Annotated in this window: 17 protein-coding genes; 12 read left to right on the top strand and 5 right to left on the bottom strand. The window is 68.9% G+C overall.

The annotated features are described in order from the left end of the window. Nucleotides 1–5: 5 nt before the first annotated feature. The 3 genes from AOZ53_RS12760 to AOZ53_RS12750 are packed head-to-tail and all read left to right on the top strand — an operon-like array spanning nt 6 to nt 2,416. Nucleotides 6–1,082 (top strand): FecCD family ABC transporter permease, encoded by a 1,077-nt coding sequence (locus AOZ53_RS12760; protein WP_054430501.1) that lies wholly within the window; start codon nt 6–8, stop codon nt 1,080–1,082. 31 nt (nt 1,083–1,113) lie between these two features. After that, nucleotides 1,114–1,569 (top strand): azurin, encoded by a 456-nt coding sequence (azu, locus tag AOZ53_RS12755; RefSeq protein ID WP_054430502.1) that lies wholly within the window; start codon nt 1,114–1,116, stop codon nt 1,567–1,569. A gap of 4 nt (nt 1,570–1,573) precedes the next feature. Then, nucleotides 1,574–2,416, top strand: a complete 843-nt coding sequence (locus AOZ53_RS12750; protein WP_054488047.1) for an ABC transporter ATP-binding protein — start codon at nt 1,574–1,576, stop codon at nt 2,414–2,416. Here the strand turns inward: AOZ53_RS12750 and ilvA are convergent. Then, on the bottom strand, nt 2,413–3,999 hold the full coding sequence (gene ilvA, locus AOZ53_RS12745) for a threonine ammonia-lyase, biosynthetic (protein WP_082380311.1): 1,587 nt from the start codon (nt 3,997–3,999) through the stop codon (nt 2,413–2,415). The two genes, AOZ53_RS12750 and ilvA, sit on opposite strands and share 4 nt — an antisense overlap. Before the next feature lie 278 nt (nt 4,000–4,277). After that, the gene (locus AOZ53_RS12740) at nt 4,278–5,804 is read right to left on the bottom strand and encodes a winged helix-turn-helix domain-containing protein (RefSeq protein WP_054488045.1); all 1,527 of its coding nucleotides are present in this window, start codon (nt 5,802–5,804) and stop codon (nt 4,278–4,280) included. Nucleotides 5,805–6,246: 442 nt separating this feature from the next. Between AOZ53_RS12740 and AOZ53_RS12735 the strand changes: the two genes are divergently transcribed. Continuing rightward, nucleotides 6,247–8,475 (top strand): NADP-dependent isocitrate dehydrogenase, encoded by a 2,229-nt coding sequence (locus AOZ53_RS12735; protein WP_054430505.1) that lies wholly within the window; start codon nt 6,247–6,249, stop codon nt 8,473–8,475. A gap of 101 nt (nt 8,476–8,576) precedes the next feature. On the opposite strand, the gene AOZ53_RS12730 is transcribed toward AOZ53_RS12735, so the two are convergent. The 3 genes from AOZ53_RS12730 to AOZ53_RS12720 all read right to left on the bottom strand — a co-directional run bounded on the left by AOZ53_RS12730 (nt 8,577) and on the right by AOZ53_RS12720 (nt 10,764). Then, nucleotides 8,577–9,218, bottom strand: coding sequence for a VTT domain-containing protein (locus tag AOZ53_RS12730; protein WP_054430506.1), 642 nt, complete (start codon nt 9,216–9,218; stop codon nt 8,577–8,579). 140 nt (nt 9,219–9,358) lie between these two features. After that, entirely contained in the window at nt 9,359–10,159 is an 801-nt protein-coding gene (fetB, locus tag AOZ53_RS12725; RefSeq protein ID WP_054488044.1) for an ABC transporter permease, read from the bottom strand. Further along, nucleotides 10,150–10,764, bottom strand: a complete 615-nt coding sequence (locus AOZ53_RS12720) for an ABC transporter ATP-binding protein (protein WP_231689832.1) — start codon at nt 10,762–10,764, stop codon at nt 10,150–10,152. Before AOZ53_RS12720 ends, fetB begins: the two co-directional genes overlap by 10 nt. A gap of 365 nt (nt 10,765–11,129) precedes the next feature. On the opposite strand from AOZ53_RS12720, the gene AOZ53_RS12715 reads away from it, so the two are divergent. The 8 genes from AOZ53_RS12715 (at nt 11,130) to AOZ53_RS12680 (ending at nt 21,777) form a co-directional block, all read left to right on the top strand. Further along, on the top strand, nt 11,130–12,530 hold the full coding sequence (locus AOZ53_RS12715) for a lysine N(6)-hydroxylase/L-ornithine N(5)-oxygenase family protein (protein ID WP_054488042.1): 1,401 nt from the start codon (nt 11,130–11,132) through the stop codon (nt 12,528–12,530). Nucleotides 12,531–12,554: 24 nt separating this feature from the next. Beyond that, nucleotides 12,555–13,160, top strand: a complete 606-nt coding sequence (locus AOZ53_RS12710; RefSeq protein WP_054430509.1) for a GNAT family N-acetyltransferase — start codon at nt 12,555–12,557, stop codon at nt 13,158–13,160. Beyond that, complete coding sequence (locus AOZ53_RS12705) at nt 13,157–15,016, top strand: IucA/IucC family protein (protein WP_054488041.1); 1,860 nt, start codon at nt 13,157–13,159, stop codon at nt 15,014–15,016. Before AOZ53_RS12710 ends, AOZ53_RS12705 begins: the two co-directional genes overlap by 4 nt. Next, nucleotides 14,965–15,762, top strand: coding sequence for a siderophore ferric iron reductase (locus tag AOZ53_RS12700; RefSeq protein WP_054488039.1), 798 nt, complete (start codon nt 14,965–14,967; stop codon nt 15,760–15,762). The genes AOZ53_RS12705 and AOZ53_RS12700 overlap by 52 nt, the downstream gene beginning before the upstream one ends. 41 nt (nt 15,763–15,803) lie before the next feature. Further along, a complete protein-coding gene (locus AOZ53_RS12695; RefSeq protein ID WP_054430512.1) occupies nt 15,804–16,970 on the top strand; it encodes an aromatic ring-hydroxylating oxygenase subunit alpha in 1,167 nt (388 codons plus the stop codon). Nucleotides 16,971–17,124: 154 nt separating this feature from the next. Then, nucleotides 17,125–18,093, top strand: coding sequence for a helix-turn-helix transcriptional regulator (locus tag AOZ53_RS12690; RefSeq protein ID WP_369815789.1), 969 nt, complete (start codon nt 17,125–17,127; stop codon nt 18,091–18,093). A 130-nt stretch (nt 18,094–18,223) separates the two neighbouring features. Next, the gene (locus AOZ53_RS12685; RefSeq protein WP_054430514.1) at nt 18,224–19,453 is read left to right on the top strand and encodes a multidrug effflux MFS transporter; all 1,230 of its coding nucleotides are present in this window, start codon (nt 18,224–18,226) and stop codon (nt 19,451–19,453) included. A gap of 104 nt (nt 19,454–19,557) precedes the next feature. After that, the gene (locus tag AOZ53_RS12680) at nt 19,558–21,777 is read left to right on the top strand and encodes a TonB-dependent alcaligin siderophore receptor FauA (RefSeq protein WP_054488037.1); all 2,220 of its coding nucleotides are present in this window, start codon (nt 19,558–19,560) and stop codon (nt 21,775–21,777) included. Nucleotides 21,778–21,787: the final 10 nt, after the last annotated feature.

The following is a 21,787-nucleotide window of genomic DNA, read 5'->3' as shown; positions in this document are numbered from 1 at the left end:
CCATCATGCAGACTTCCGCTACCGTCCTCGCCGCCGACGGCGTCCTGGACGATCCCGTCGCCCGCTACCATCGCACCCGCCGGCGGCGGCTGGCGCTGGCCCTGGCGCTGGCCGTGGCCATCGCCATCAGCCTGCTGGCCGACATCGCCACCGGCCCGGCCGGCCTGGCGCCGCTCGACCTGCTGCGCACCCTGCTGCACCCCGACGCCGCCGACGCCGGCACCCGCGTCATCGTCTGGCAATTCCGCCTGCCCTACGCCCTGATGGCGCTGCTGGTGGGCCTGGCCCTGGGCCTGGGCGGCGCCGAGATGCAGACCATGCTGGACAACCCGCTGGCCAGCCCCTATACGCTGGGCGTATCCGCCGCGGCCGCGTTCGGCGCCTCGCTGGCCATCACCCTGGACTGGCACGTGCCGGCGCTGCCGCCCGGCATGGTGGTGTCGCTGTCGGCCTTCGCCAGCACCCTGGTGTCGGTGCTGATCCTGGAGCGCGTGGCGCGCTGGCGCGGCGGTTCGACGCTGGGCGTGGTGCTGTTCGGCATCGCGCTGGTGTATTCGTTCCAGGCGCTGGTCATGCTGCTGCAGTTCATCGCCAGCGAGGAAGCGCTGCAAGGCATCGTGTTCTGGACCATGGGCAGCCTGGCGCGCGCCACCTGGACCACCGTCGGCGTGATGGCGGCCGCGCTGGCGCTGGCGCTGCCGTTCTCGTTGCGCGACGCCTGGAAACTCACCGCCGTGCGCCTGGGCGAGGAACGCGCCGCCAGCTTCGGCATCGACGTCAAGCGCCTGCGCCTGGTGAGCCTGCTGCGGGTCAGCGCGCTGGCGGCGCTGGCGGTGTCGTTCGTCGGCACCATCGGCTTCGTCGGCCTGGTGGCGCCGCACATCGCCCGCCTGCTGCTGGGCGAGGACCATCGCTACTACCTGCCCGGCAGCGCGCTGGCCGGCGCCCTGATCCTGTCGCTGGCCTCGGTCGCCTCCAAGACCGTGCTGCCCGGCGCCCTGATCCCGGTCGGCATCGTGACCTCGCTGGTCGGCATTCCCTTCTTTCTCACCATCGTCATCCGCGCCCTCAAGCGCGGCTGACGCCTTTCCCTGTCCCCGGAGACGCCTCCCCATGCAATACCGTTACCCGCTCGCCCTCGTCGCCCTGCTGGCCACCGGCGCCGCCCACGCCGCCGATCCCGCCTGCAGCATCGACGTCGAAGGCCAGCCCGGCAAGAAGTTCGCGCCCAACCACATCGTGGTGCCCGCGACCTGCAAGGACTTCACGGTGCGCCTCATCCACACCGGCAAGAACAGCAAGGAAAAGGCCGGCCACAACTGGGTGCTGACCAAGACCGAGGACATCGACGCGGTCATGGTCGACGGCATCAAGGCCGGCGCGGCGCACGACTTCCTGGCGCCCGGCGACGGCCGCATCCTGGCCAAGACGCCGATGCTCGGCGGCGGCGAAACCGCCACCGTCACGTTCCCGGTCAGCCGCCTGGCCGCCGGCCAGTCGTACACCTTCTATTGCTCGTTCCCGGCCCACGCCCAGCACATGCGCGGCACGCTGGCGCTGCAGCCCTGACGCCATGGCCTCGCTGGAGATCCGCTCGCTGACCGCCGGCTACGGCAACCGCCCGGTGCTGCGCGGCCTGCGGGCGGCGCTGCTGCCCGAAGGCACGCTGACGGCCCTGCTGGGACCGAACGGCAGCGGCAAATCGACGCTGCTCAAGACGCTGGCGGGGCTCAATCCCATGCTGGGCGGCGACCTGCGGCTGGACGGCGCGGATTTCGCCGGCCTCTCTCCGGCCCGCCGCGCCGAGCACGCCATGTACATGCCCCAGGCCCTGCCCAAGGGCGTGCACATGACCGTGCTGGAGTCGGTGCTGGTGGCGGCCCGCTCGGGCCGCGCGCGCCAGGGCGGCGACGCCTTGATGCGCGAGGCCATGCAGGTGCTGGCCGAACTGGGCATCGGCCATCTCGCCAGCCGCTACCTCGACGAGCTGTCCGGCGGCCAGAAGCAGCTGGCCTCGCTGGCGCAGGCGCTGGTGCGGCGGCCGCGCCTGCTGCTGCTGGACGAGCCGCTGTCGGCGCTGGACCTGAACTACCAGTTCCATGTCATGGACGTGCTGCGGCGCCAGACCGTCCGCCACCGGCTCATCACGCTGGTGGTGCTGCACGACCTGAACATCGCGCTGCGCCACGCCGACCATGCGCTGCTGCTGCACGGCGGCGTCCTGCTGGCCGAAGGCCCGCCGCGGCACGTGGTCACGCCCGATACGCTGCGCCGCGCCTATGGCGTGCTGGCGCGCGTGGAGCGCTGCCCGCAAGGCCAGCCCCAGGTGCATGTGGACGGGCTGGCCCATCATGGGTTGGCCCATCATGGGCTGGCCCATCAGGGGTTGGCCCATCATGGGCAGGCCGCCGCCTAGATCAGGAACTGCCGGTACGCCTCGTTCGCCGTCTCTTCCCAATGCGCGTAGCCCAGCTGCGCCAGGAAGCGGTCCAGCGCCGCGTCGTCCGCCAGCGGCGCCTGGATGCCCACCAGCACCGAGCTGAAGTCCGCGCCCTGGTTGCGGTAGTGGAACAGGCTGATGTTCCAGTTCGGCGCCATCGCCGACAGGAACTTCATCAGCGCGCCCGGGCGCTCCGGGAATTCGAAACGGAACAGCCGTTCGCCGCCCGCCAGCGGCGAGCGTCCGCCCACCATGTAGCGGATGTGCTGCTTGGAGACTTCGTTGTGGCTCAGGTCGCTGACCGCGAAGCCTTCCTGCTCCAGGCCGCGCATGATGTCCGCGCCCTCGCCGCGGCGCGCGATCTGCACGCTGACGAAAATGCGGGCGGTGTTGGCGTCGGCGATGCGGTAGTTGAACTCGGTCACGCTGCGCGCGCCCATCACGGCGCAGAAGCGGCGGAAGCTGCCGCGTTCCTCGGGCAGCGTCACGGCGAACACGGCTTCGCGCGCCTCACCCACCTCGGCCCGGTCCGCCACGAAGCGCATGCGGTCGAAATTCATGTTGGCGCCCGAGGTGATCGCCACCAGCGACTGGCCCTGCGCGCCTTCGCGCTCGACGTACTGCTTGAGCCCGGCCAGCGCCAGCGCGCCCGCCGGTTCCAGCACGCTGCGGGTGTCCAGGAACACGTCCTTGATCGCCGCGCAGACCGCGTCGGTATCCACCAGGATGACCTCGTCCAGATACTGGCGGCACAGGCGGAAGGTCTCCTCGCCCACCAGCTTGACCGCCGTGCCGTCCGAGAACAGCCCGACCTCGGCCAGGCTGACCCGCTCGCCCACCTGGATCGACTGCGCCATGGCGCTGGAATCGACCGTCTGCACCCCGATCACCTTGACCGACGGATCCACCGCCTTCATGTACACCGACACCCCCGCCGCCAGGCTGCCGCCGCCGATCGGCACGAACACCGCGTCCAGCCGCCCCGGGTGCTGGCGCAGGATCTCCATGCCCACCGTGCCCTGGCCGGCGATGACGTAGGGATCGTCGAACGCCGGGATGAAGGTCAGGTCCTGGTCGCGGGCCAGCGTCTGCGCGTAGGCATAGGCATCGCTGTAGGAATCGCCCGCCAGCACCACCTGCACCGTCGGGCCGCCGAAGGCGCGCACCGCGTCCACCTTCACCTGCGGCGCGGTCTGCGGCACCACGATGGTGGCGCGCACGCCGAGCCGGGCGGCGGAGATCGCCACGCCCTGGGCGTGGTTGCCGGCCGAGGCCGTGATGACGCCGCGTTCCAGCGCCGCCTGCGGCGTGTTGCGCATCTTGTTGTAGGCGCCGCGCACCTTGAACGAGAACACCGGCTGGTTGTCCTCGCGCTTGAGGTGCACGCGGTTGCCCAGGCGGCGCGACAGGCCCTGGGCCAGGTCCAGTTCGGTCTCGCGGGCGATGTCATAGACCCGCGCCGTCAGGATCTGGCGCAGGTATTCCATGGGCGCGGCATGGCCCGGAGTGAAGGGGTCGGTCTCGGACGTCTTGGCGGTGGCGGCTTGCGGTTGTTGCATGAAAACTCTCTGCGGCGTGGGGGCTGGGCCCGGCAGAGGCGGCAACAAAAAACCCGCCTCGTGGGGCGGGTTTGTTTGACTGACTGCGGTCGCGCGTTAACCCACCATTCCAGGAATGATGGTAATAATCAGCGAAATGCGGACGGCGCGGGAAGTCATGGGCCGTAGCTTCCCGCATGCGCGGCCGTTTGTCAAATCGGCCTTTCCGGCGCGCTTGCGGCCGGCCTGCACGGATGCGGGCTTGGGAGGTGCCCGCACAGGGCGCCTGCACCGGGGGCCTACAGATAGGCGCCCACCTGCGGCGGCAAGTCATCGATCGGCCGGTGCTTCGCCAGCTGCGCCAGCACGCCGCGGAACATGTTCTTCCTGCCGGCCGCGTCCGGCACCCGCCGCACGAACAGGTATTCGAAGTGCGCCAGCAGCCGGCGCAGCAGGCCCGCGTCCAGCGTCAGCAGGATCTGGCGCAGGTCGTCCGGCAGCACCTCGTCGGGCGAGGACAGGAACAGGCCCATCTGCGCCCGCGTCAGGGGCTTGGTCCGGTACAGCGTCTCGCAGGCCGTCAGGCAGGCCTGGCGGTCGTCCAGCGCCAGCAGCGTGGTGCACTTGAGCACCATCAGGAACACCTGGAACTCCGAGCCGGCCTCGGCCAGCTCGATGCCCTGGTCGAAGTAATCGATGGCCTCCCGCAGGCGCCCGCGGTTCAGCCGCAGCTGGCCCAGCACCGCGAAGGCCGACGCGAACGCGGTGCTGCGGGCGAAGGCCTCCTCGGCCAGCGCCTCGGCCAGTTCCAGATGCCCGTGGCTGACGAAGCACAGCAGCTTGGCGGCCGCCAGCGCCAGCATCGGGTTGTCGCGCACGTGCGGCAGCGCCTGGAACACCAGCGCCTCGATCTGCGGCTCCAGCGCGGCCGGATCGGCCGACAGGTCCAGCACCAGCCGGGAATACAGGTGCGAAGCCCACATCAGCGCCGTCTGCGGATCCTCGGGCTGCTCGGCGCGCAGCTTGCTGAGCTCGGCCTCCGATTCGAGCCAGCTCTGCGGAGTGCGCGACAGGAGCACGGCGGCGCGATGCAGGCGCAGCTCGATCGGTTCGTCGGTGGGGCCGGCCACGCCGCCCCGGGCGCGCGCCAGGTTGCGCCAGATCTCGCTCTTGATGGCGGCGGCGAACGTCGCGGCGGCGGTGCGGCCGACCTCGGCCTCGTCGGTCGGCGCGATGGTCCAGCGCTCGGCGCGCAGCGCGGCGCCGCTGGCGGCTTCGCGCAGCACCACGGCGCAATGCACCCCGGCGTCGTCCTGGCGCAGCCCGACCTCGACACGGAACGGCGCGCCGGCTTCGTTGGCGGCCGCCAGCGACAACAGGCTGACGCCGCGCTCGCTCGGCAGCCGCGCCCGCAGGGCGCCGGCCAGATCGGTCAGGAAGGCCCGCACGCGCGGCTCGGCGCGCAGGGCCTCGGGGCCGGCCGCCGGGCCGATGGCGACGTAGACGTCGCCGCCCGGCCCCGCCTCGCGCGCGGCGACCCAGCTGTAGCCCTCGCCATAGCTGGTGGCGATGAAGCGCGGCGCGCGGGCCGAATCGCCAAGCTTGCCGCGCAGGCGGTTGATGAGCAGGTCCACGCTGCGCTCGAGCGCTTCGGCGTCACCGCGCTGGGTCGCGTCCAGCAGGCGCTGGCGCGGCAGGATCTGGCCAACGTGTCCGGTGAGCAGCGACAGGGCCGCGCTCTCGACCGGCGTGAAATGGATCGTCTTGCCATCGGTACGGCTGGCGTAGCGAAACTTCGGATCGAACAACAGATTGCCAAACCGCATGCATCCCTCCACGCCGGGGCTGTACAACGCCCATCGTCATCCGGCGCCCCGCGCTTTCCCGCCCGCCAGGCGGCGCGGGAAGTTGCCGAATATTAGCCAATACTTGCAGGCCGATACCAGCAGGTTGCGCCGATTTGGCGCCATTCCTGGGGGAAAAATCCGGTTTTTCGGCCCCAAACGCACGGCCCGCGGACGATTGGCGCCCATTTCCGCGCCCGCCGGGCGGGCCACAGTATTACAATGTTTGGTTCGTGGCACTCGCACTTTCCAGGCGGTCGGGCAATTGGACCAGCAATAAAGGACGGGCGGCGCCATGTTGAGCCGATCGGGGCCTGGCCCGGGTCTGCCCATACGAACCCACTCTCGACAACATCTACCGGCTGACGCCGCATAGCATGTTCGGGTTTGCGCCTAGCGCCACCGCCGAACAGATTCAAGGATCATGTCTCTTACTCCGAAGATTATCTATACCCTCACCGACGAAGCTCCGGCGCTTGCAACCCGTTCCCTGCTGCCGATCGTCCAGACCTTCGCGAAGTCCGCTGGCATCACGGTCGAGACCCGCGACATCTCCCTGGCGGGCCGCATCATCGCCCTGTTCCCCGACTACCTGGATGACAGCCAGAAGCTGGGCGACGCCCTGGCCGAGCTGGGCGCCCTGGCGGTGCAACCCGAAGCCAACATCATCAAGCTGCCGAACATCAGCGCCTCGATGCCGCAGCTGAAGGCCGCCATCAAGGAACTGCAGGAACAAGGCTACAAGCTGCCCGACTACCCGGACGCCCCGGCCAACGACACCGAGCGCGACGTCAAGGCGCGCTACGACAAGGTCAAGGGCAGCGCCGTCAACCCCGTGCTGCGCGAAGGCAACTCCGACCGCCGCGCCCCGCTGTCGGTCAAGAACTACGCCCGCAAGCACCCGCACAAGATGGGCGCCTGGACGGCTGACTCCAAGTCGCACGTGGCGCACATGGACAGCGGCGACTTCTACGGCACCGAAAAGTCGGCCCTGATCGCCGACGCCGGCGACGTCAAGATCGAACTGACCGCCGCCGATGGCGCCAAGACCGTCCTGAAGGAAAAGACCCCGGTCAAGGCCGGCGAGATCATCGACGCCGCCGTGCTGTCGACCGCCAAGCTCAAGACCTTCCTGCAGGCCCAGATCGACGACGCGCGCGCCCAGGGCGTGCTGTTCTCGGTGCACCTGAAGGCCACCATGATGAAGGTCTCCGACCCCGTCATCTTCGGCCACGTGGTGTCCGTGTTCTACAAGGACGTGCTGGCCAAGCACGCCGCCGTCCTCAAGCAGGCCGGCTTCGATCCCAACAACGGCATCGGCGACCTGTACGCCAAGATCCAGTCGCTGCCCGCCGACCAGCAGGCCGCGATCACCGCCGACATCGACGCCGCCTACAAGACGCTGCCGCAGCTGGCCATGGTGAACTCCGACAAGGGCATCACCAACCTGCACGTGCCGAGCGACGTCATCGTCGACGCCTCCATGCCCGCCATGATCCGCGACTCGGGCAAGATGTGGAACGCCGAAGGCAAGCTGCAGGACGCCAAGGCCGTCATCCCCGATCGTTGCTACGCCGGCGTCTACCAGGCCGTCATCGACGACTGCAAGCAGCACGGCGCCTTCAATCCGGTCACGATGGGCAGCGTGCCCAACGTCGGCCTGATGGCCCAGGCCGCCGAGGAATACGGCTCGCACAACAAGACCTTCGTCATCCCCGCCGCCGGCACCGTGCGCGTCACCGACGCCTCGGGCAAGGTGCTGCTGGAGCAGGCCGTCGAGGCCGGCGACCTCTGGCGCATGTGCCAGACCAAGGACGCCGCGATCCAGGACTGGGTCAAGCTGGCCGTCACCCGCGCCCGCGTCAGCCAGACGCCGGCCGTGTTCTGGCTCGACGAAAAGCGCGCCCACGACGCCCAGGTCATCGCCAAGGTCAAGCAGTACCTGAACGACCACGACACCAACGGCCTGGATCTGCGCATCCTGCCCCCGGTCGAGGCCACCAAGTTCTCGCTCAAGCGCATCCGCGAAGGCCTGGACACCATCTCGGTGACCGGCAACGTGCTGCGTGACTACCTGACCGACCTGTTCCCCATCATGGAACTGGGCACCAGCGCCAAGATGCTGTCGATCGTGCCGCTGGTCGCCGGTGGCGGCCTGTTCGAAACCGGCGCCGGCGGTTCGGCGCCCAAGCACGTGCAGCAGTTCCTGGAAGAAGGCTTCCTGCGCTGGGACTCGCTGGGCGAGTTCATGGCCCTGGCCGCTTCGCTGGATCACCTGGGCCGCGCCTACGACAACGCCCGCGCCCTGGTGCTGGGCAAGACGCTGGACCTGGCCACCGCCAAGTTCCTGGACGAAAACAAGTCGCCCGACCGCAAGGTCGGCGGCCTGGACAACCGCGGCAGCCACTTCTACCTGGCGACGTACTGGGCCCAGGCCCTGGCCGAGCAGACCGACGACCGCGCGCTCGCCGCGCTGTTCGCCCCGGCCGCGGCCGCCTTCGTCCAAGGCGAAGCCAAGATCCTGGAAGAGCTCAAGGCCGCCCAGGGCAAGCCGGTCGACATCGGCGGCTACTACCAGCCGAACGAAGACAAGGCCAGCCGCGCCATGCGCCCCAGCGCCACGCTGAACCAGGTGCTGGCCAACATCGGCTAAGCCCCCCGCCCCGGGCCGCCTGGCCCGGTGGCGCAAAAAAGCCGGCGGTTCCGCAAGGAACCGCCGGCTTTTTCTTTGGCCCGCGTTTTATGCCGGGCCGCTCAGGCCTGCGACACCCTGCGCGCCCGGCGGATCTGCAGCCACTGCAGCGCCACCGGAATCAGCGACAGGCCGATGATGATGACCGACACCCAGTGCAGATTGGCGCGCACCCAGGCGATCGAGCCGAGCCAGTAGCCCGCCAGCAGCATCGAGCCGCACCAGAGGATGGCGCCGACCACGTTGTAGATGAAGAAGGTGCGGCGCGGCATCTGCGACAGCCCGGCCACGAACGGCGCCAGCGTGCGCACGATCGGCACGAAGCGCGCCACCGTGATGGTCATGGCGCCATAGCGGGCGAAATAGTCGCGCGCGCGCTCCAGGTGGTCCGGCTTGACCCAGCGGCTGTGCGCCAGTTTTTGCCCCCAGCGCGACGAAGCGATGGCGTAATTGAGCGCGTCGCCAGCGATGGCGGCAAAGGTGATCGCCGCCAATGAAATCATGGGATCGATGCCGGCCAGGCCCAGGAAGGCGCCGGCGGCGAACAGCAGCGAGTCGCCCGGCAGGAACGGCATCACCACCAGTCCGGTCTCGATGAACACGATGGCGGCGATGATGCAGGTGCCCAGCACCCAGTTCTGCGCCAGCAGCGCCATCAGGCCCTGCTCGCTGGTCAGCCACGAGAACAGCTCGGTAATACTCATGCGGATCCGGTCCTAGTTGCGGCGGCCGGCGCTGCCGGCCCGCGGATGAAAACGCCGAGTATGCCGCGGGCCCCGTCGATATTTCATCAAATTTGGCCGGCTCGGCCGCCATGGGGCCGGCCTGCGGACCCGCGCGCGGGCTAGCGCTCGGCCAGCAGCCGGTCCAGCCGCAGGCGGCCGCGCTCGTCGGTGAGCCGCCGCATGGCGCCGTAGGCCGCGCCCATGGCGGCCATGCCGCTGGCGCCGCACAGCAGGAACATCAGCAGGATCTGGTACTTGGCCGCGTCGATCGGATCCATGCCGGCGATGATCTGCCCGGTCATGATGCCGGGCAGCGTGATGATGCCGGCCGCCGACATCTGGTTGATGCTGGGCACGATGCCGCGCCGCACCGATTCGCGCAGCAGCGCGGCGAAGGCCTGGTGCGCGGTGGCGCCCAGCGACAGGCGCGCCTCGATCGCCAGCCGGTCGCGCCGCACCCCCGACAGCACGCCGTCCAGCGCCAGGCTGGCCGCGTTCAGCACGCTGCCGAGCACGATGCCGACCAGCGCAATGGTGTAGCGCGGGTCGTACCAGGGCTCGGGCCGCAACGCCGTGCTGAGGATGAACAGCGCGGTCACCACCGTGGTGGCCACCACCGCCATCGCGCCCACCTGGCCGTTGCCATGGCGCGCCAGCCGGGCCTTGGGCCGGGCCGCGACCTCGCGCGCCGCCAGCGCCATCATCACGGCGACCACCAGCGCGGTCAGCCACGGCGCCGCGTGCGCGAACACGATGCGCAGGATGTGGCCGACCAGCAGCAGCTGCACCACGGTGCGCAATGCCGCCCACAGCACCTGGCGTTGCAGGTTCAGCCGCAGCGCGAATGAGATGCCGGCCGACAGCAGCACCAGCAGCGAGGCGATGACCAGGTCCAGCGCCTGCAGCTTGATCACGTCCATTGCGGCTCCAGCCTGCCCTGCTCCATGCGCCAGCCGCGCCGCGCCATGCGCCGCGCCTGCTCGGGATTGTGCGTCACCATCAGGATGGCGGCGCCGCCGTCGAGGTAGCGCCGCAGCTCGGTCTCGACCCGCGCGGTGGCCTCGGGATCGAGCGCGGCGGTGGGTTCGTCCAGCAGCAGGGCCCGCGGCGCCAGCGCCAGGGCGCGCGCCAAGGCGGCGCGCTGGCGCTCGCCGGTGGAGAGCTCCTGCACCAGCGCGTCCATTTTCCCGGGCGCCAGGCCCAGCCGCTGGAACAGCTCGGCCGCGCGGGCCGCATCGGTGTAATGCGGCGCGACGTGGTCGTCCCACCAGCCGGCCTCGGCCTGACAGTAGATCACCTGGCGGCGCCAGGCATGGCCGCGCATGCCCGAGCGCGGCGCGCCGTCCAGTTCCACTTCGCCATGGCCGGGATCGAGGTCGGCCACCTGGCGCAACAGCAGGGATTTGCCCGAGCCCGAGGGGCCGGTGATGGCGGCGCACTCGCCCGCCGCGAGGTCGAGGCTGACGGGCGACAGGCGTTCGCTGTAGACGCCGCGCAGCCTGAGCACAGGAGGTTTATCTGACATGGCGGCAAGCATAACCCGCCGGCATGGCGCGGGCAGGCGCGCCGCATGAGCTTATGCGCGGCGGCCATGTCCCTATGCGCTTCGCCACCCTGCATATGGTCGCCGCCTGCTTGGCTTTGGCAACGCATCACGCCAAAAAACCATTTGCTAGAGTGTCTATATTGCAAATGAAAATCATACCTACTCAGATGTTTGATTCGTGCAATACCGGCGCTGGAAATCCTTTGTTGATGCGGTGGACGGATGGGCAGGCCCGCTCGTCGTGTCCCGTGCCGCCTGATTAGGCGCCACGGCCGGCCCTGTCCCGCGGCGCCCCGACCGGGCGCCGCCTGTGAAACGCAGACTCAGCAAAAGGCGTCAGCATCATGAACCGTGAAATCTATGACTTCGTCGCGATCGGCCTAGGCCCCTTCAACCTCAGCCTTGCCTGCCTGTCGGCCCCGCTGCCTGGCGTGCGCGCCCTGTTCCTGGACAAGAAGCCCGGCTTCGACTGGCATCCCGGCATGCTGATCGAGGCGTCCACGCTGCAGAATCCGTTCCTCGCGGACCTGGTCAGCCTGGCCGATCCGCGCAGCGAATACAGCTACCTGAACTACTGCAAACAGACCGGCCGCATCTACTCGTACTACATGCGCGAGAACCACTACCTGACGCGCGCCGAATACAACCGCTATTGCAAGTGGGTCGCCGCGCGCCTGCCCAACCTGCGCTTCAACAGCGACGTGCAGAGCGTGCTGCACGATCCCGAGACCGACACCTACCTGGTCACCGGCCAGCACAGCATCAATGGCGAGCGCTTCATGGTCCGCTGCCGCAAGCTGGTGCTGGGCCTGGGCTCGCAACCGGTGCTGCCGGCCTGCTGCGACCGGCGCGAGGCGCCCTATGTGCACAGCGCCGAGTACCTGCGCCACAAGGAGGCGTTGCAGCGCCGGCAGTCGGTCACCATCGTCGGCAGCGGGCAGAGCGCGGCCGAGGTCTTCCACGACCTGCTGCGCGACAGCGACGAGCACGACTACAGCCTCACCTGGATCACGCGCTCGCCGCGCTTTTTCCAGATGGAGAACACCAAGCTCACGCTGGAACTGATTTCGCCGGACTACACCAACTACTTCTACGACCTGCCCGAAGCGCGCCGCCGCCAGATCCTGGCCGAACAGAGCAGCCTGTACAAGGGCATCAACGCCTCGCTCATCAACCAGATCTACGACCTGCTGGACGAGAAGATCCACAACGGCGACCGCCGCTACACGCTGCTCACCAACGCCGAACTGCGCGCCAGCCGCTACGACCGCCACGCTGCACGCTACCACCTGGAGTTCCGCCACGTCGACACCGGCCAGGCGTTCTCGCACGCCGCCGACGGCCTGGTGCTGGCCACCGGCTACACCCGCAGCATCCCCGCGTGCGTCAACCCGATCAACGACCGCATCGCCTGGGCCGAGGACGGCGGCTACCGCATCGCGCGCAACTACACCATCGACCACGGCGGCAACGAGATCTTCGTGCAGAACAGCGGCCTGCTCAGCCATGGCGTGACCAATCCCGACCTGGGTTTCTGCTGCTACCGCAACTCGCAGATCCTGCGCGAGCTGACCGGCCATGAACACTATGCGATCGAGCCGCGCACCGCGCTGCAGGATTTCCGTCCGCCCGCCAGCGGCGTGCTCGGCCATCGCGCGCCGCAGCCGGCGGTGGCGGCGTGCCGCGGCGGCGTGGCGCCGGAACTGATGCCCATGCTGGACGGCCATCGAGCCGCCACGGTCTGACCCGCGACCGCACGAGGAGCCGCCATGATCACCATGACCGCCGCCTTCCTGGGCGAGATCGACCGCCACGCGCGCAACCACTATGACGAGGGCCACGGCCTGGCGCTGCGCCCGCTCGATCCGGCCACCGACGCCGCGCTGCTGCGCCAGTGGTTCGCGATGGACTACGCCCATTTCTGGTCGATGCAGACCTTCACCGACGCGCAGGTGCGCGAGTTCTATGAAGCGCTGGCCGACAGCGGCCACGCCGGCGCCTGGCTCGGCAGCCACGACGGCCGCCCGGCGTTCCTGGTGGAATGCTACGACCCTGCCTACGACCAGGTCGGCGATCACTATCAGGTGCGGCCCGGCGACCTGGGCATGCACATCTTCATCGGCCCGCCGCGGGTGCGCATCCCGAATTTCAGCCGCAACGTGCTCGCCTTCGTGATGCGCTTCATGTTCGAGCGCCTCCAGGCCCGCCGCGTAGTGGTGGAACCCGACAGCAACAACCGCAAGATCCATGCGCTCAACCTGGCCATGGGTTTTGTCTACGCCGGCCAGGCGCGTTTTCGCGAGAAGACCGCCAGCATCGCCTTCTGCACCCGGCAGCAGTTTGAACAGGCCCAACTCCAGGAGTCATCCCTATGAGCACCCAGCCCCACCCCGCCCAGATCGCCAGCCACCTCGCCCCCGAGGTCTGGGAGAAAGTGAACCGCCTGCTGGTGAAGAAGGCCATCTCGGAATACGCCCATGAATGGTTGCTGGAACCCGAGCGCCTGGGCCCGGCCGAGGCGCCCGGCTTCGACCGCTACCGCCTGGTGCTGGCCGACGGCCACGCCGAATACCGGTTCGACGCGCAGCTGATGGCCATGCGCCACTGGCGCATCCCGCCCGAGTCCATCAGCAAGACCATGGCCGGCACGCCCGCGCCGCTGGACGCGCTGCAGTTCGTCATCGAGATCCGCGACAAGCTCGGCATGCCCGAGGACCGCCTGCCGATCTACCTGGACGAGATCACCAGCACGCTGCACGGCAGCGCCTACAAGCACACCCGCGCCGCGCCCCCGGCCGCCGAGCTGGCGCGGGCCGACTACCAGACCATCGAGACGTCGATGATCGAAGGCCACCCCAGCTTCGTCGCCAACAACGGCCGCCTGGGCTTCGACGCCGAGGACTACCACGTCTACGCGCCGGAATGCGCCAGCCCGATCCGCGTCATGTGGCTGGCGGTGCACAAGGACAACGCCCACTTCGCGTGCCTGTCCACCATGGACTACGACAGCCTGCTGCGCGACGAGCTGGGCGCCGATACCGTCGCCCGCCACACCCAGACGCTGCGCGACCAGGGCCTGGATCCGGCCGACTACTTCCTCATGCCCTCGCATCCGTGGCAATGGTTCAACAAGCTGTCGCTGGCCTTCGCCCCCTATGTGGCCACGCGCAAGATCGTGTGCCTGGGTTATGGCGATGACGACTACCTGGCGCAGCAGTCGATCCGCACCTTCTACAACATCAGCCAGCCCGGCAAGCACTACGTCAAGACCTCGCTGTCGATCCTGAACATGGGCTTCATGCGCGGGCTGTCGCCCTACTACATGTCCGGCACCCCGGCCATCAACGAATACCTGCACGGGCTGATCTCGGCCGATCCGTGGCTGCGCCGGAACGGCTTCACCATCCTGCGCGAAGCGGCCTCGCTGGGATTCCGCAACTACTACTACGAGGCCGCCATCTCGGTCGACACGCCGTACAAGAAGATGTTCTCGGCGCTGTGGCGCGAAAACCCCACCGCGCTGATCGGCGCCAACCAGCGCCTGATGACCATGGCCGCGCTGCTGCACGTCGCCCCCCAAGGCGGCGCGCTGCTGCCGGAACTGATCCGCGCCTCGGGCCTGGACGCCGCCGCGTGGCTGGAGCGCTACGTCGACGCCTATCTCACGCCGCTGGTGCATTGCTTCTACGCCCACGACCTGGTGTTCATGCCGCACGGCGAGAACGTCATCCTGGTGATCGAGGACCATGTGCCGGTGCGCGCCTTCATGAAGGACATCGCCGAGGAATCGTCGATCCTCAATCCGCACGCCGCGCTGCCCGAGAACGCCCGCCGCCTGGCCGCCGACGTGCCCGAGGAATACAAGCTGCTGACCATCTTCGTCGACGTGTTCGAAGGCTACTTCCGCCATCTGGCGCAGGTGCTGGCCGACAGCGGCGTGATGGCCGAGGACGCCTTCTGGAAACTGGTGGCCGGCCGCATCACCGCCTACCAGGAGGCGCATCCGGAACGGCTGGAGAAGTACCGCCAGTACGACCTGTTCGCCCCCGAGATGATCCATTCGTGCCTGAACCGCCTGCAATTGGCCAACAATCTGCAGATGGTCAACCTGGCCGACCCCATCGGCAGCTTCCAGATGGCGCCCAACCTGGCCAACCCGATCGCCCCCTACCGGCCGCAATGGCTGGGCCAGGGCCAGGGCCAGGCCGACACCGCGCGGGCGCTTGCGTGAACCGCGACCTGGACGATCTGCTGGACCTGACCGGCCGCCTGGTGCCCGGGCTGTCGGGCCAGGTCGCGCCGGCGGCCGGCCCGGGCATCCGCCCGGGCGCCGACAACGCCCAGGCCATCGCGCAATTGCGCGATGTCTGGGGGCAGCGCTATCCGGAAGCGGGGCCGCACTATCTGGCCCTGCGCTGCTGGGGGCTGCTCATCTGGCAGCCCGTCTACCTGAGCGTGATCGCCGCGCATCGCAGCGCGATCGTGCCCGACCTCTCGAGCATGACCCAGCCGGTGCCGGACGACGGCTTCATCATCGGCTACACGCTGGACCGCCACGAACCCCTGCGCGCCTGCCTGCGCCAACGCATGCAGGCCGCCGCCGCGCAGCTGCGCAACATCTGCGCCACCTTCTACCGCGAGCTGACCCAGGTGCTGCGGGTCAGCCCGCGCGCCGCCGAGAGCATGCAGGCCGACTGCGTGCTGTATGCCCTGCTGGCCGCGCGCCACGACGATGGCGCCGAGGCCAATGACTGGGCGCGGCGCCAGGCCATCGAATGGATGGACCTGCTGGGCCTGCAGGGCCGCAGCGGCTACCTGACCTGGCAGCGCGCGGCGCAGCCGGTCATCGCCGTTGACCGGCAGGTCTGCTGTCACTACTTCCGCAGGCGCGATGGCGACTATTGCAGCACCTGCCCCAAACTGGATCTTGCCGAACGCATTGCCCGGATCGACGCCGAGAGCGCCATGCCCGCCTGACAGCGGCCCGGGGCCTTGCGGGACGGCACAAGGAGTCGGATATGACGGACATTGGCCGCCTCGAGCATGTGCAGCAGGCCCTGAGCCCGCTGCACGTTCGGGCCTATTTCGACGAAGCCCTGTTCGCGCGCGAACAGGAACGGATATTCAAGCAATCGGCCCTGTACGTGGGCCACGAGAAAGGCGTGCCCGAGCCGGGCGACTGGCGCCGCCTGCCGCACGAGGAAGGCGGCCGCGTGCTGGTGCGCAACGCGCGCGGGGTGGAACTGGTGTCGAACGTCTGCCGCCACCGGCAGGCGTTGATCCTGGGCGGCGAGACCGGCGCGGTGACCGGCCCGGGCAATCCCGCCGGCAACCTGTCGGCCAGCGGCGGCAACATCGTCTGCCCGCTGCATCGCTGGACCTACGACAACCAGGGCCAGATACTGGGCGCGCCGCAGTTTCCCAGCACGCCGTGCCTGAACCTGCCGCGCTTCCCGCTCAAGAACTGCCACGGCCTGCTGTTCGAGGGCCCGCGCGACCCGCGGGACGACCTGGGCCACCTGTTCGCCCGCCCCGAGTTCGATTTCTCCGACTATGTGCTGGACCACGTCGAGGTGCACCAGTGCAACTACAACTGGAAGACCTTCATCGAGGTCTACCTGGAGGACTATCACGTCGGGCCGTTCCACCCGGGCCTGGGCCGGTTCGTCACCTGCGACGACCTGAGCTGGGAGTTCGGCCGGCAGCACAGCCTGCAGCGGGTGGGCGTGCACGACTCGCTGGAGAAGCCCGGCTCCGACGTCTACCGCGACTGGCACGATACGCTGATGCGCTACCGCGGCGGCTCGGCGCCCGATTACGGCGCGATCTGGGTGACCTATTTCCCGACCCACATGATCGAGCTCTATCCGCACGTGCTGGTGCTGTCGACCCTGTACCCCAAGAGCCCGCAGGAGACCATCAACATCGCCGAGTTCTACTACCCCGAGGAAATCGCGCTGTTCGAGCGTGAATTCGTCGAGGCCCAGCGCGCGGCCTACATGGAAACCGCCATCGAGGACGACGAGATCGGCGAGCGCATGGATGCCGGCCGGCTGGCGCTGCTGCGCCGCGGCACCTCGGAAAGCGGCCCCTACCAGTCGCCGATGGAGGACGGGATGCAGCATTTCCACGAGTGGTACCGCGACGTCATGGGCGACGAACTGGGAGATTGCGCGGCGCCCTGAGGCGTTGGTGGCGGGAGGCAAAGGCCCGGGCAGATAGCGGTGCCGGAACACTACGGCAAAAAACCGCAACAATGAGAACATATGCTATTCTCATTCTCACATTTGGCGAGGCTTTTCGCCCCGCCAAAGGGCTCATCCCGTAACGCGAGTGACGATCTTGAACCCATCTGCCTCCCCCGCCCAATTCACCGTCGCCGACTTCAACCGCATGGGCAGCCAGAGCGGTTTCCGCTACCGCCTGCCGCAGCTCTCGGGCGCGGTCCGCGCGGACCCGGAAACCCTGTGCATCGCCGAAGGCCGGGTCGACACCTATGCCATCCGGCCCGGCCTGACGCTGGTGCTGTCCGACGTGCGCGTGCACCAGCACTACGAAGCCACCTCGATGATGTCGCCGCGCTTTTCGGCCATCGTCATGCTGCAGGGCCACGCCCAGACCCGCATCGATCGCCATGACGACGTCCGCCTGGCGGCGCACAGCGGCGTCAGCGCGCTGTACGGCGACACCGTCGCCATGACCGGCACCCATGCCGCCGGGCAGCGCTTGCGCAGCGTCAACCTGTCGCTGTCCGATCCCGACGGCGCCGGCGACGACCAGACCAGCGAGATGATCTGGAAGGCGCTGCGCTCGCCGTCACTGCGGCTGCGCCGCTGGCAGGTGCAGGGCCATCTGCTGCAGGCCATCGAGCATCTGCTGGACTGCGGCTGGGACGGACCGCTGCAGAACATGCTGCGCGAAGGCGTCGGCACCCAACTGCTGGCCCATGCGCTGGCCACGCTGGAGCAACGCGCGCCGGCCGAGAACGCCGTGTCGGAACGCGACCGCCAACTGCTGGAACGGGTGCGCGAGCGGCTGCACAGCGCGCCCGGCGAAGAGCACACGCTGGACGACCTGGCGCGGCTGGCCTGCATGAGCCCCAGCACGCTGCGCGCCAAGTTCCAGGCCACCTACCAGCGCTCGGTCTTCAGCTGGCTGCGCGAACGCCGGCTCGAAGTGGCCCGCGAGCAGCTGGCCCAGGGCTGCAGCGTGCAGCAGGCGGCGCACTTCGTCGGCTACCGCCACGCCACCAACTTCGCCACCGCGTTCCGCGAACGCTACGGCATCGCCCCCAGCGAACTGAACTGAGCGCCGGCCGTGGACGGCTTCCGGCGGCGCCCATTGGTCTTACGGCATTGCCCATTCCTGCAATCCGCGGTGACGGGCGACCATGCGGCAGAGCTTCCCCTCCCGGGAAGCGCCCGCCCTGGATGCTCCCGTGTCACGCCCCCAACCCCTGCCCTCGTTTCCCGTCATGGTGCTGATGCTGGGACTGCTGTCCTGTGTCGCGCCCGCCACCATCGACGCCTACCTGCCCGCCTTCGGGGCGCTGGGCCGGGAATTCGACGTGCCGCAGGAAACCGTGCAGCTGACGCTGGGCGTCTACATGGCTTGTTATGCGTCGATGCTGCTGCTGCACGGCACGCTGTCGGACTCGCTCGGCCGGCGGCGCATCGTGCTGGCGGCGCTGGCGGTGTACGTCTGCGGCTCGCTGATGGCGGCGCTGGCGCCCGGCTTCGGCTGGCTGCTGGCCGGGCGCGCCGTGCAGGGCCTGTCGGCGGGCGCCGGCATCGTGGTCGGCCAGGCCATCATCCGCGACTGCTACGACGGCGCGGTGGCGCGCCGCGCCATGTCCTACCTGATCCTGGTGTTCAACCTGTCGCCGGCGCTGGCGCCCATCCTCGGCGGCTACCTGGCGGCGCACCAGGGCTGGCGCGCCGTCTTCCTGCTGCTGACCGCGCTGGCCGGCGCGGCCTGGCTGCTGTGCGCGCGGCGCCTGCCCGAGACCCTGCCGCCCGAACGCCGCCAGCCGCTGGCCTGGCGCACACTGGCCGCCAACTACGCCCGCGTGCTCGGCAACCGGCGCTACACCGCGCTGGGCCTGGCGTTCAGCCTGCTGTTCGCCGCCCAGGGCTTCCTGATCGGCGCCGCGCCCGACTTCATCAGCAATGTGCTGGGCCTGCCGGAGACCGACTTCGCCTATCTGTTCGTGCCGCTGGTGGTCGGCGCCATGGCGGGCGCCCTGGTGGCGGCCCGCAAGGCCGGCCGCTGGTCGGATGGCCGCATCACGCTGCTGGCTTTCGTGCTGATGGGCGGCAGCTGCCTGGCCTACGTGCTGTACATGGCCGCGGCCGAGCCGCCGCGCCTGCCCTGGGCGGTGCTGCTGCCCGGGCTGTTCACCTGCGGACTGGCCATGGGGGTGCCGGCCATGACCCTGCGCATCCTGGGGCATGTGCCGGACCTGTCGGGCACCGCCGCCTCGGTGCTGGGCTTCATGCAGATGCTGACGTTTTCCGTGGCCAGCGGCTGGGGCGTGCCGCTGGTCTATGGCCAGCCGTTGCGGCTGGCGGCGGCCATGCTGGTTTTCGTGGCGGCCAGCGCGGCCGGCTGGGCCTGGCTGCACCGCTGCGCCGCGCCGCTGGCGGAGGCGCCGGCCAAGGCAGGATAGCCCGGCGGCATTTGTCATACGCATCCCATCGCGGCGCATACATTAACCCAACGGTAAAAATCAATAATTCTCATTACCAAACCTTACCGCTGGAGCTTGTCCTCATGCTGTCCGTTCCGCCTTCGCCCGCCGCGCAGCCGCGCCGGGTGCGTCCCCTTGTCCACGCGATCCAGACAGCCCTGCTCTGCTCCGCACTCGCCCATCAGCAAGCCGGCGCCCAGACCGCGGCTTCCGCCGGTTCGTCCGGCGACGTGGCGCAACTGCCCGCCGTCACCGTCAGCGGCGCCGGCATCCCGGGCACCACCGAAGGCACCCATTCCTACACCACCGATGCCATGAACACGGCCACCGGCCTGACGCTCTCGCCGCGCGAGACGCCGCAGTCGGTCAGCGTGGTCACGCGCCAGCAGATCGAGGACCAGGGCCTGCGCGACACCGGTTCGATCCTGGCCAGCGCGCCGGGCATCTCGGTGACCCGTAGCGACAGCAACCGGCTGTCGTTCTCGTCGCGCGGCTTCTCCATCGACAACTTCCAGTTCGACGGCCTGAATTCGCCCATCCTGAGCCAATGGAACTACGGCGCCACCGACATCGACGCGGCCATCTACGACCGGGTCGAGATCGTGCGCGGCGCCACCGGCCTGATGACCGGCTCGGGCAACCCCTCGGCGGCAGTCAACTTCATCCGCAAGAAGCCGCTGCGCGAATTCGCCCTGTCCGGCAGCGCCAGCGCTGGCAGCTGGGACTACGTCGGCGGCGACCTGGACCTGTCGGTGCCGATCACGCCGGACGGCCGCATCCGTTCGCGTTTCGTCGCGGCCTATAACCAGGGGGACGACTACGTGACCTTCCTGGACTCGCGCAAGCGCACCTTCTACGGCGTGGTCAGCGCCGACCTGACGCCGGATACCGTGCTGACCGCCAGCGTCGAATACTTCCGCAACCAGAGCAACGGCTTCGGCAGCGGCTTCCCGCTGTTCTACAGCGACGGCTCGCGCACTGACTTCAACCGCTCGGTGGCCAACAACACCCGCTGGGCCCGCATCGACACCGAGTCCACCACCACTTTCGTCGACCTGACGCACCGCTTCGCCAACGACTGGAAGGTGCGCGCAGCCTACAGCCACACCGACGGCGACTACCGCATGAAGCAGCTGTACCGCGGCGGCTACCCCAACAAGGTGACCGGCGCCGGCATGACCAGCTCGTTCAACAACTACGACGGCGACCGCTCGCGCGACGACATCCACCTGACGGTGTCGGGTCCGTTCCAGCTGCTGGGCCGCAAGCACGAGCTGGCGCTGGGCTGGATGAGCGTGAACGACCACAGCAACATCGGCCAGTACCTGATGACGGGCGCCAAGCCGGCAATCGGCAGCTTCCTCGACTGGCGCCAGGACCATATCGCCGAGCCCACCTGGTCCGGCACCAAGACGCCCGCCGACGACCTGCGCGTCAAGCAGACCGGCGCCTACGCGGTCGGCCGCTTCTCGCTGGCCGACCCCCTGCACCTGATCGTCGGCGGCCGCTGGAGCAACTGGGAAACCAACCAGACCTACTTCGGCAGCAAGCGCGCCTACAAGATCAACGACCAGTTCACGCCCTACGCCGGCCTGCTGTACGACATCAACAGCACCTACACGGCCTACGCCAGCTATACCGAGATCTTCCAGCCGCAGAACGCCCGCACGCCCAACGGCTCGATCCTGCCGCCGATCGACGGCAAGAGCTACGAGGTCGGCCTGAAGGCGGCCTACCTGGAAGGCCTGCTGAACGCGTCCGCCTCGCTCTACCAGACCCGCCAGAACAACCTGGCGCAGGCCATTCCCGGCGAGTCGGTCAGCGGCATGCCGGGCACCCAGGCCTACCGCGCCGCCACCGGCGCCAAGGTCGAAGGCTTCGAGCTGGAGACCAGCGGCCAGCTGAGCCCGGGCTGGAACATCGGCGCCAGCTATACCCATTTCACCTCCAAGGACGCCGACGGCAAGCCGATCAACACCAGCCATCCGCGCAGCCTGTTCAAGGTCTACACCACCTACCGCCTGCCGGGCGACCTGCACCGCCTGACCGTGGGCGGCGGCGTCGACTGGCAGAGCCGCATGTACCAGTCCGCGCCCAGCCCGCGCGGCAACGTGGATGTCGAGCAGAGCAGCTACGCGCTGGTCAACCTGATGGCCCGCTTCGATTTCAGCAAGCAGGTCTCGGCCACCCTCAACCTGAACAACGTCTTCGACCGCAAGTACTACGACCAGATCGGCTTCTTCAGCCAGGGCTGGTACGGCGCGCCGCGCAACGTCATGCTGACGGTCCGCGCGCAATATTGACCGGACGAAC

The sequence above is a fragment of the Achromobacter sp. 2789STDY5608621 genome (assembly GCF_001299375.1).
Classification (GTDB): domain Bacteria; phylum Pseudomonadota; class Gammaproteobacteria; order Burkholderiales; family Burkholderiaceae_B; genus Achromobacter; species Achromobacter insuavis.
The sequence above is the reverse complement of the archived record's forward strand: the minus strand, read 5'-3'. Positions and strand labels throughout refer to the sequence as shown.

Coding starts and splice junctions, on each gene's coding strand:
- AOZ53_RS12710 (WP_054430509.1), top strand. CDS start 12,555: ATGATCACCATGACCGCCGCCTTCCTGGGCGAGATCGACCGCCACGCG.
- AOZ53_RS12695 (WP_054430512.1), top strand. CDS start 15,804: ATGACGGACATTGGCCGCCTCGAGCATGTGCAGCAGGCCCTGAGCCCG.
- AOZ53_RS12720 (WP_231689832.1), bottom strand. CDS start 10,764: ATGTCAGATAAACCTCCTGTGCTCAGGCTGCGCGGCGTCTACAGCGAA.
- AOZ53_RS12740 (WP_054488045.1), bottom strand. CDS start 5,804: ATGCGGTTTGGCAATCTGTTGTTCGATCCGAAGTTTCGCTACGCCAGC.
- AOZ53_RS12705 (WP_054488041.1), top strand. CDS start 13,157: ATGAGCACCCAGCCCCACCCCGCCCAGATCGCCAGCCACCTCGCCCCC.
- ilvA (WP_082380311.1), bottom strand. CDS start 3,999: ATGCAACAACCGCAAGCCGCCACCGCCAAGACGTCCGAGACCGACCCC.
- fetB (WP_054488044.1), bottom strand. CDS start 10,159: ATGGACGTGATCAAGCTGCAGGCGCTGGACCTGGTCATCGCCTCGCTG.
- AOZ53_RS12700 (WP_054488039.1), top strand. CDS start 14,965: ATGGCTGGGCCAGGGCCAGGGCCAGGCCGACACCGCGCGGGCGCTTGC.
- AOZ53_RS12680 (WP_054488037.1), top strand. CDS start 19,558: ATGCTGTCCGTTCCGCCTTCGCCCGCCGCGCAGCCGCGCCGGGTGCGT.
- azu (WP_054430502.1), top strand. CDS start 1,114: ATGCAATACCGTTACCCGCTCGCCCTCGTCGCCCTGCTGGCCACCGGC.
- AOZ53_RS12760 (WP_054430501.1), top strand. CDS start 6: ATGCAGACTTCCGCTACCGTCCTCGCCGCCGACGGCGTCCTGGACGAT.
- AOZ53_RS12730 (WP_054430506.1), bottom strand. CDS start 9,218: ATGAGTATTACCGAGCTGTTCTCGTGGCTGACCAGCGAGCAGGGCCTG.
- AOZ53_RS12715 (WP_054488042.1), top strand. CDS start 11,130: ATGAACCGTGAAATCTATGACTTCGTCGCGATCGGCCTAGGCCCCTTC.
- AOZ53_RS12750 (WP_054488047.1), top strand. CDS start 1,574: ATGGCCTCGCTGGAGATCCGCTCGCTGACCGCCGGCTACGGCAACCGC.
- AOZ53_RS12735 (WP_054430505.1), top strand. CDS start 6,247: ATGTCTCTTACTCCGAAGATTATCTATACCCTCACCGACGAAGCTCCG.